The organism is Kitasatospora sp. NPDC127121, assembly GCF_042677305.1.
Taxonomy (GTDB): domain Bacteria; phylum Actinomycetota; class Actinomycetes; order Streptomycetales; family Streptomycetaceae; genus Kitasatospora.
Genome location: NZ_JBHXTQ010000151.1, coordinates 1 through 5,813 on the forward strand (window position 1 = coordinate 1; position 5,813 = coordinate 5,813).

Here is a 5,813-nt window from a genome sequence, read left to right on the forward strand (position 1 = left end):
CGACCACCGAGCCGATGCCGAAGAACGCGCCATGGGCGAGGGAGGTCACGATGCGGCCGACGAGCATCACTCCCATGGTCGGTGCCACGGCGGAGAGCAGGTTCCCCGCCACGAACAGGCCCATGAGGATCATGAGCATCGTCTTGCGGCCGATCCGGGTGCCGAGCACCGCCATCAGCGGAGCGCCGATGACGACGCCGATCGCGTAACCGGTGACCAGGAGCCCGGCGGAGGGGATGGACACCCCGTAGTCGCCGGCGATCTCGGGCAGCAGGCCCATGACCACGAACTCGGTCGTACCGATCCCGAAAGCCCCGATGGCCAGGGCTAGGAGCGCGAGAGGCATGGTGTGCTGCCTTCCATACGATTGCTGTTGCGCCTTACGTGCTCAAACAATAGTTGCACGCGCGGGCTAAGTGCAAGTGCGGGCATTCACCTGTCGCTGGTGGTGGGCGATAGCGGCGAACGTGCGGCGCGGACGGGGTCGGGATCGCGCCGATCCCGGCCCCACCTGGACCGATCGGGCATCCCGGCGCCACAGAGAGCAATGCTTGCACAAGCTGGATATGTGCGCTGGCCGATATTTTATGCAAGGGCTTATCCTTGAGGGCGTCGCACCCGGAAGGAGCCACGCCGATGACCGCCACGGACCCCGCGCTGACCGCCCTCGCCAACGGCTGGGCCGCCCTCTACCTCCTGGCCGGCCGGATCGAGGCGCACATCGAGCGCACCCTCCAGGCCGAGCACGACCTGAGCGTGCGCGAGTACTCGCTGCTCGACGTGCTCAGCCGCCAGCACGACGGTGAGGGCGGGCACCTGCAGATGAAGCAGGTCGCTGACGCGGTCGTGCTCAGCCAGAGCGCCACCACCCGCCTCGTCACCCGGCTGGAGGACCGCGGCCTGCTCTCGCGCTACCTCTGCGCGACCGACCGCCGCGGCATCTACACCGACGTGACCGGGCCCGGCCTGGAGCTCCTGGAAGCGGCCAGGCCGACCAACGAGTCCGCCCTCCGGGAGGCGCTGGACGAGGCCGCCAAGAACCCCGAGCTGGCCCCGCTGGTCGCCACCGTCGAGGAGATGAACACGTCGCGACGGCTCCCGGAGCCCGCCGCCACGCGCTGAGCACGACGAAGCCCCGGAACCTCGCCAAGACGGTCCCGGGGCTTCGTGCTGACTACTTCCGCTCGGGCGCGTCCGCTACGCCCCCACGCCTCCTGCCGCGCTCCCGCGTCCCGCGTACAGGTGCCGCTTCGCCCTCAGCGGTGCGCCGGTGTTCGACGAGGGCCGGCGCCTCGCCGAACACCGGCGCGCTGCCGTGAGCGTGCGCGCCTCATCCCCGCAGGTGAGGGCCGCTTCGACGGACCGGCCCCGCCGGCGGCTCGCCCGCCGGCAGGGCGTGGTGCGGTCGCTTCACAGGGCCGGCTGACGGGCCTCGGTCAGCATCGCGCGTCCGGCCCGCCATTCGCCCAGCCCCGTCGGCACCAGGCCGATCAGGCAGCAGACGACCACGATGCCGCCCGCGATGGACACCGGGGTGACCGACTCGTCGGCGGGCACCGCTCGGGTCGGGTCCCCGGGCGCGAACCGGACCTCGACCACCGTGCCGAGCGCCACCATTCCTGCCAGCCGGTTCCCCGAGTAGGTGCGGCCGTCGACCGTCCAGTGGCCCCCGCAGTGCGGGTTCCTGCTCACTTCGTTGCAACTGGTGACGGTGGCCGTCGTCCGGGTGTCCATCGCCACGTTGTCGCGCACCTGGCGGACCACCGTCGCAGAGCCGCACAGCGCCAGCATCACGAGCACGAAGGTCATCGCGCCCCACGCGGTACCCGGCGCCACGGGCCGACCCGACGCCTCGGCCATCCGAGTGGCCGCGCCGCTGTTACGCACCGTCAGATAGCCGCCGCAGAGGATCGGCAGCATGACCGCGACGATCACGCTGACCACCAGATACGGCTTCCCGGAGAGGGCCACACCGATGAGCTCGATCCCCGCCGCGATCAGATAGCCGGCACCCAGCAACACGCTCTGCCGGTGCCAGCGAAGAACCTGCCGTGCCGCTCCGTCATCCCCCCGCATGATCACGGCCCGACGGTAGCACTCGCCCTCACCGCCCCTGTCCGCCGGTCCTGTTGACGCCTCCGGCCCCGGCCGTCGACCGCCGGGACGCCCACTTCGCGCAGCCGTCCCCGAAAGCCACTTCACGTGGGGGGCGTCGGGACGTAGTGTGCGAGCCGTGAACGAATTGATCTTTCGCGGGAAGGACCTGTACGGACACGCGAAGTACACGCGTCTCGCGCTACTCGGTGCCCTACTGGTCATTCAGGTGGCGTTCGGCGCCTACCGCCTCGGCGCCGTGGCCACCTGCTGGATGGTGGGCGCAACCATCGTGATCGTCGCCCCCTTGGCGCTGATGGTCCAACGGAGTTGGAGCCGGGTGGGGGCCGACGGGGTCACCATCTGCTGGGGCCTCGGGCGCGGCCGCACCCACGCCTGGCAGGACATCAGGTGGGTCGACGTCCGCGAGACCAAGAACCGCCAGTACGGGAACTCGCGCGCGGCCCGGATATTCCTCGCGGGCGGCCGGCGGCGCTCACTGCCCGGCCTCCAGGACAGCTCCACCTACCCGAGGCCCGACTTCGACGTGGACGTCCAGCGGGTCCTCAACTGGTGGGAGCTCAGCACCCACCAGGACACGCGGATCCGGCCCGCACGGAGCCTGCGGGACCGCGTCTCCCCCACCGTCGTCGGGGTCCTCGCCGGAATCGTCATCGTGGTGGTGAGCTTCGTGGTCATCGCCGCCCAACAGCACTGACAGGCCGGGTGCGGCCGGACGCTGCCGTGACCGCACCCGGCACGCACACCACCCCGAGACGGACTCGGGATTCCTGACTTCGGCGTTTCGAGGCGATCGGCGCGTTGTTCTGTGGGCGGAAGCACCCGGCCCGCTGAAGGCCGCCCTGGTATTCGGGTGCGGGGCCCGGGACGAGTCGTTCCGCACGCTGGGGGTGACCCATCTGGTGGAGCATCTGGCGATGGGCACGCTGCCCCGCCTGCACCACGAGCACAACGCCTCGGCGGGGCTGACCGCGACCGAGTTCACCTGTTCCGGACGGCCCGAGCAGGTGGTCGGGTTCCTGGACGGAGCTGGCCGCCGTCCGCCAGGTCCTGTCCGGCCGGACAGGGCCCAGGCCTTCCAGGACCCGCGGTCGACACCATTCGAACTCCGCGAGGCGGCAGTCGAGTTGCTCTTCGGCGGCGAGTACCGGGACGCCGACACCCGGCTCGACAGCCTGACCCGGGTGACCCCGGACCAGGCCCGGGAGGCGCTCGCGGGAGCCCTCCGCACGGCACTGCTGGTGGTCCCGTGCGGGACCGAGCCGGACGTGCGGCAGCCGGACGGCACCCCGCTCCCGAAGTACTCCTGCGGCACCGACCGTCAACTGCCCACCGTCGGAGGGACGTTCCGGCCGCCCCTGCTCGCCCGACTGTTCTCCTCCAACGCCCGCCGGATACGCCTGGTGGTCGATGAGTCGGGACTGTGGATGCACCAGCCCGGCGGCACGGTCTGCTATGTCCGCTACGACGAGGTGGTGGGCGTGGAGGTGGACGGCGAGAGCCGGGTGGTGTTCGGCCGCAACTCCTGCTTCATCCCCCTCGTGTCCGACCTGTTCCCCGACGACGGACTGACGCATCGTCACAACCGCTCTGGCGACCGGGTTCGGTGCCCGACGCCGCCTGCGGTGGGCGCCTCCGACCGGGAGGCGTCCACCGCAGGCGGCGGGCAGGACCAGCACGATAGTGATCACCGGCGCGGGACGAGGACGACTCCCCCGGACGAACGCCGTGCCGACAGGGTTCGCGGTAGAGGTTCCGTATCCGGACCCGCCCGTACCGCGCTGATGCTCCGCCGCGCACAGCCGGGCGGACGACAACCGGCGTGCTCGGAGGGTTGTCCGGAGTCCGGCCGGGATCGGCGCGGACAACCTCGGATCCCGCTCTCCCCCTCCGCTGTCCGCGGCCGCCTCGGGTTGTCCGCCACTCACCTGGGCCTTCGCGCCCTCCTGTAGACGGACAATCACCGCGGATCCCACGCTGAAGCTTCCACCGGCTCTCAGAAGGGAGTTCATGTGACACACAGCCTCGACCCGGCCGACATCGTCGTCGTGCGCGCTCCGGACGTGGAAACGGCCATCACGCCCGATGACATCAGCTTCGGGCCCGCGGACGACAACAACAACAACGACTCCGGTCATAAGGACTTTTTCATCGACGACACCGACTGACCTCGCCTGAGCAGAGCCCGTCCGAGAAGTCTCACGGGCCGGGGAGGGGCCGCGCTCCCGGCGTGCCCCCTCCCCGAAGGACGGCAAGAACGCCAAGGACGACATGGCTGCCGGTCACCGCGCCAGCAGGGCCGGCCGACCTCTGTTAGGAGACACGAGATCTCGATGACTTCTCTGACGGACCGGGTGGGGGCCGAGCCCGATGGACGGCCTTCCTCCGACCTCTCCCGCCTTCTCCACCCGGTGTCCCTTCCGACGTTCCGCGACGAGTACTGGGAGCGCAGGCCGCTGCACATTCCGAGGAACGACCCCGAGCGCTTCGCGGATCTCCTGACGCTCGACGACGTGGACCGGGTGCTGGGCCAGTCCGGCCCGGACTTCGGGAACGTCCGGGTCATCCGCGAGGGCGAGGAAACCCCGGTGTCCGAGCTGGGTGCTCCCGGCCGCAACATGACCGCCAGCCGGCTGGAGGCGCTGTACGAGCGGTACCGGTCCGGCTCGACCGTCATCCTGAACGCCCTCGAACGCCGCTGGGAGCCGTTGGCGCGTTTCACCTCGATGCTGAGCGCCGAGGTCAACGCCAGGTTCCAGGTGAACGTGTACCTCACCCCCGGCGGGCAGGCCCGCGGATTCGACCCGCACTACGACAGCCACGACGTGATCGTGATGCAGGCGTACGGCAGCAAGCGCTGGCGGCTGTACGGGGCGCCGTACGCGCTGCCGTTGGAGGGTCAGAGGTACGACCACTCCGGCGAGGTGCCGGAGGTCGAGGAGGAGTTCGACCTCCAGCCGGGCAGCCTCCTCTACCTGCCCCGTGGCACCATCCACGCCGCGACGTCCAACGACGCCGCGTCGATGCACCTCACCTTCGGTGTCCACCCGGTCCTGATACCCGCGCTGATCAGCGACGCGGTCCGGGAGGTCTTCGAGGGGGACGAGCGGTTCCGCAGGAGCATGCCCCTCGGATTCGCCAACGACAAGCACCTCCAGGAGCAGGCCGAGGACGTCTTCGCCGAACTGATCGATGCGCTCGCCGCCCGGCTCTCGCCCCAGGAGATGACGGCCAGGGCCGTGAAGCAGACGACCTCGCTCGCGCCGGTGACGCTCCGCGGTCACCTGGGCGACCTGGAGAGCCTGCCGCGGCTGGACCTCGACACCCGGGTGCGGCGTCGTCCGGGTCTGCGGTGGAGCGTGGCACTCGGCGAGGAGGTCATCGAGCTCGAGTTCCACAGCAAGACCATCCAGTTGCCGGTCCACGTGGCCGATGAGGTCAGGTTCGTGACGGAGAGCGACGGGCAGGGGTTCACCGCCGGCTCGATCCCCGGTGGTCTGGACCAGCCGGGCTGCCTGCTGCTCGTGCGCACGCTGGTCCGCGAAGGATTCCTCACCCTGTCCTGACGGACGGACTGCCGACCGGGTGCCGGGCAGGGCCGGCGCCGCACGGCCCTGCCCCGCGGCTCACACCGATCCCCCCCCAGTGGCTTTTTAACAACTGACGCGGCCGGCGATTTTGGGGGGTAGTTATAGGGG

The 5,813-nt window shown here is 70.3% G+C and carries 7 protein-coding genes; 5 read left to right on the top strand and 2 right to left on the bottom strand.

Annotated elements, in window-relative coordinates; genetic code table 11:
* A partial coding sequence (locus ACFVHI_RS36825) for an MFS transporter (RefSeq protein WP_380346397.1) occupies positions 1-346 on the bottom strand: 346 nt, incomplete at its 3' end.
* Between the two features lie 290 nt (positions 347-636).
* On the opposite strand from ACFVHI_RS36825, the gene ACFVHI_RS36830 reads away from it, so the two are divergent.
* Positions 637-1,122 (top strand): MarR family winged helix-turn-helix transcriptional regulator, encoded by a 486-nt coding sequence (locus ACFVHI_RS36830; protein WP_063351792.1) that lies wholly within the window; start codon positions 637-639, stop codon positions 1,120-1,122.
* Positions 1,123-1,410: 288 nt separating this feature from the next.
* On the opposite strand, the gene ACFVHI_RS36835 is transcribed toward ACFVHI_RS36830, so the two are convergent.
* A complete protein-coding gene (locus ACFVHI_RS36835) occupies positions 1,411-2,082 on the bottom strand; it encodes a hypothetical protein (protein ID WP_380346399.1) in 672 nt (223 codons plus the stop codon).
* A 151-nt stretch (positions 2,083-2,233) separates the two neighbouring features.
* Between ACFVHI_RS36835 and ACFVHI_RS36840 the strand changes: the two genes are divergently transcribed.
* The 4 genes from ACFVHI_RS36840 to ACFVHI_RS36855 all read left to right on the top strand — a co-directional run bounded on the left by ACFVHI_RS36840 (position 2,234) and on the right by ACFVHI_RS36855 (position 5,681).
* Positions 2,234-2,812 carry a hypothetical protein gene (locus ACFVHI_RS36840; RefSeq protein WP_380346401.1) on the top strand — a complete coding sequence of 193 codons (579 nt, stop codon included), beginning with the start codon at positions 2,234-2,236 and terminating at the stop codon, positions 2,810-2,812.
* Between the two features lie 220 nt (positions 2,813-3,032).
* Positions 3,033-4,067, top strand: a complete 1,035-nt coding sequence (locus ACFVHI_RS36845; RefSeq protein WP_380346403.1) for a hypothetical protein — start codon at positions 3,033-3,035, stop codon at positions 4,065-4,067.
* 60 nt (positions 4,068-4,127) lie between these two features.
* Positions 4,128-4,283 carry a hypothetical protein gene (locus ACFVHI_RS36850; protein ID WP_331742852.1) on the top strand — a complete coding sequence of 52 codons (156 nt, stop codon included), beginning with the start codon at positions 4,128-4,130 and terminating at the stop codon, positions 4,281-4,283.
* Between the two features lie 165 nt (positions 4,284-4,448).
* Complete coding sequence (locus ACFVHI_RS36855; RefSeq protein WP_380346405.1) at positions 4,449-5,681, top strand: cupin domain-containing protein; 1,233 nt, start codon at positions 4,449-4,451, stop codon at positions 5,679-5,681.
* Positions 5,682-5,813: the final 132 nt, after the last annotated feature.

Excerpts from the sequence above, each read along its gene's own strand:
- ACFVHI_RS36830 (WP_063351792.1), top strand. The coding sequence starts at position 637 with ATGACCGCCACGGACCCCGCGCTGACCGCCCTCGCCAACGGCTGGGCC.
- ACFVHI_RS36845 (WP_380346403.1), top strand. The coding sequence starts at position 3,033 with ATGGGCACGCTGCCCCGCCTGCACCACGAGCACAACGCCTCGGCGGGG.
- ACFVHI_RS36855 (WP_380346405.1), top strand. The coding sequence starts at position 4,449 with ATGACTTCTCTGACGGACCGGGTGGGGGCCGAGCCCGATGGACGGCCT.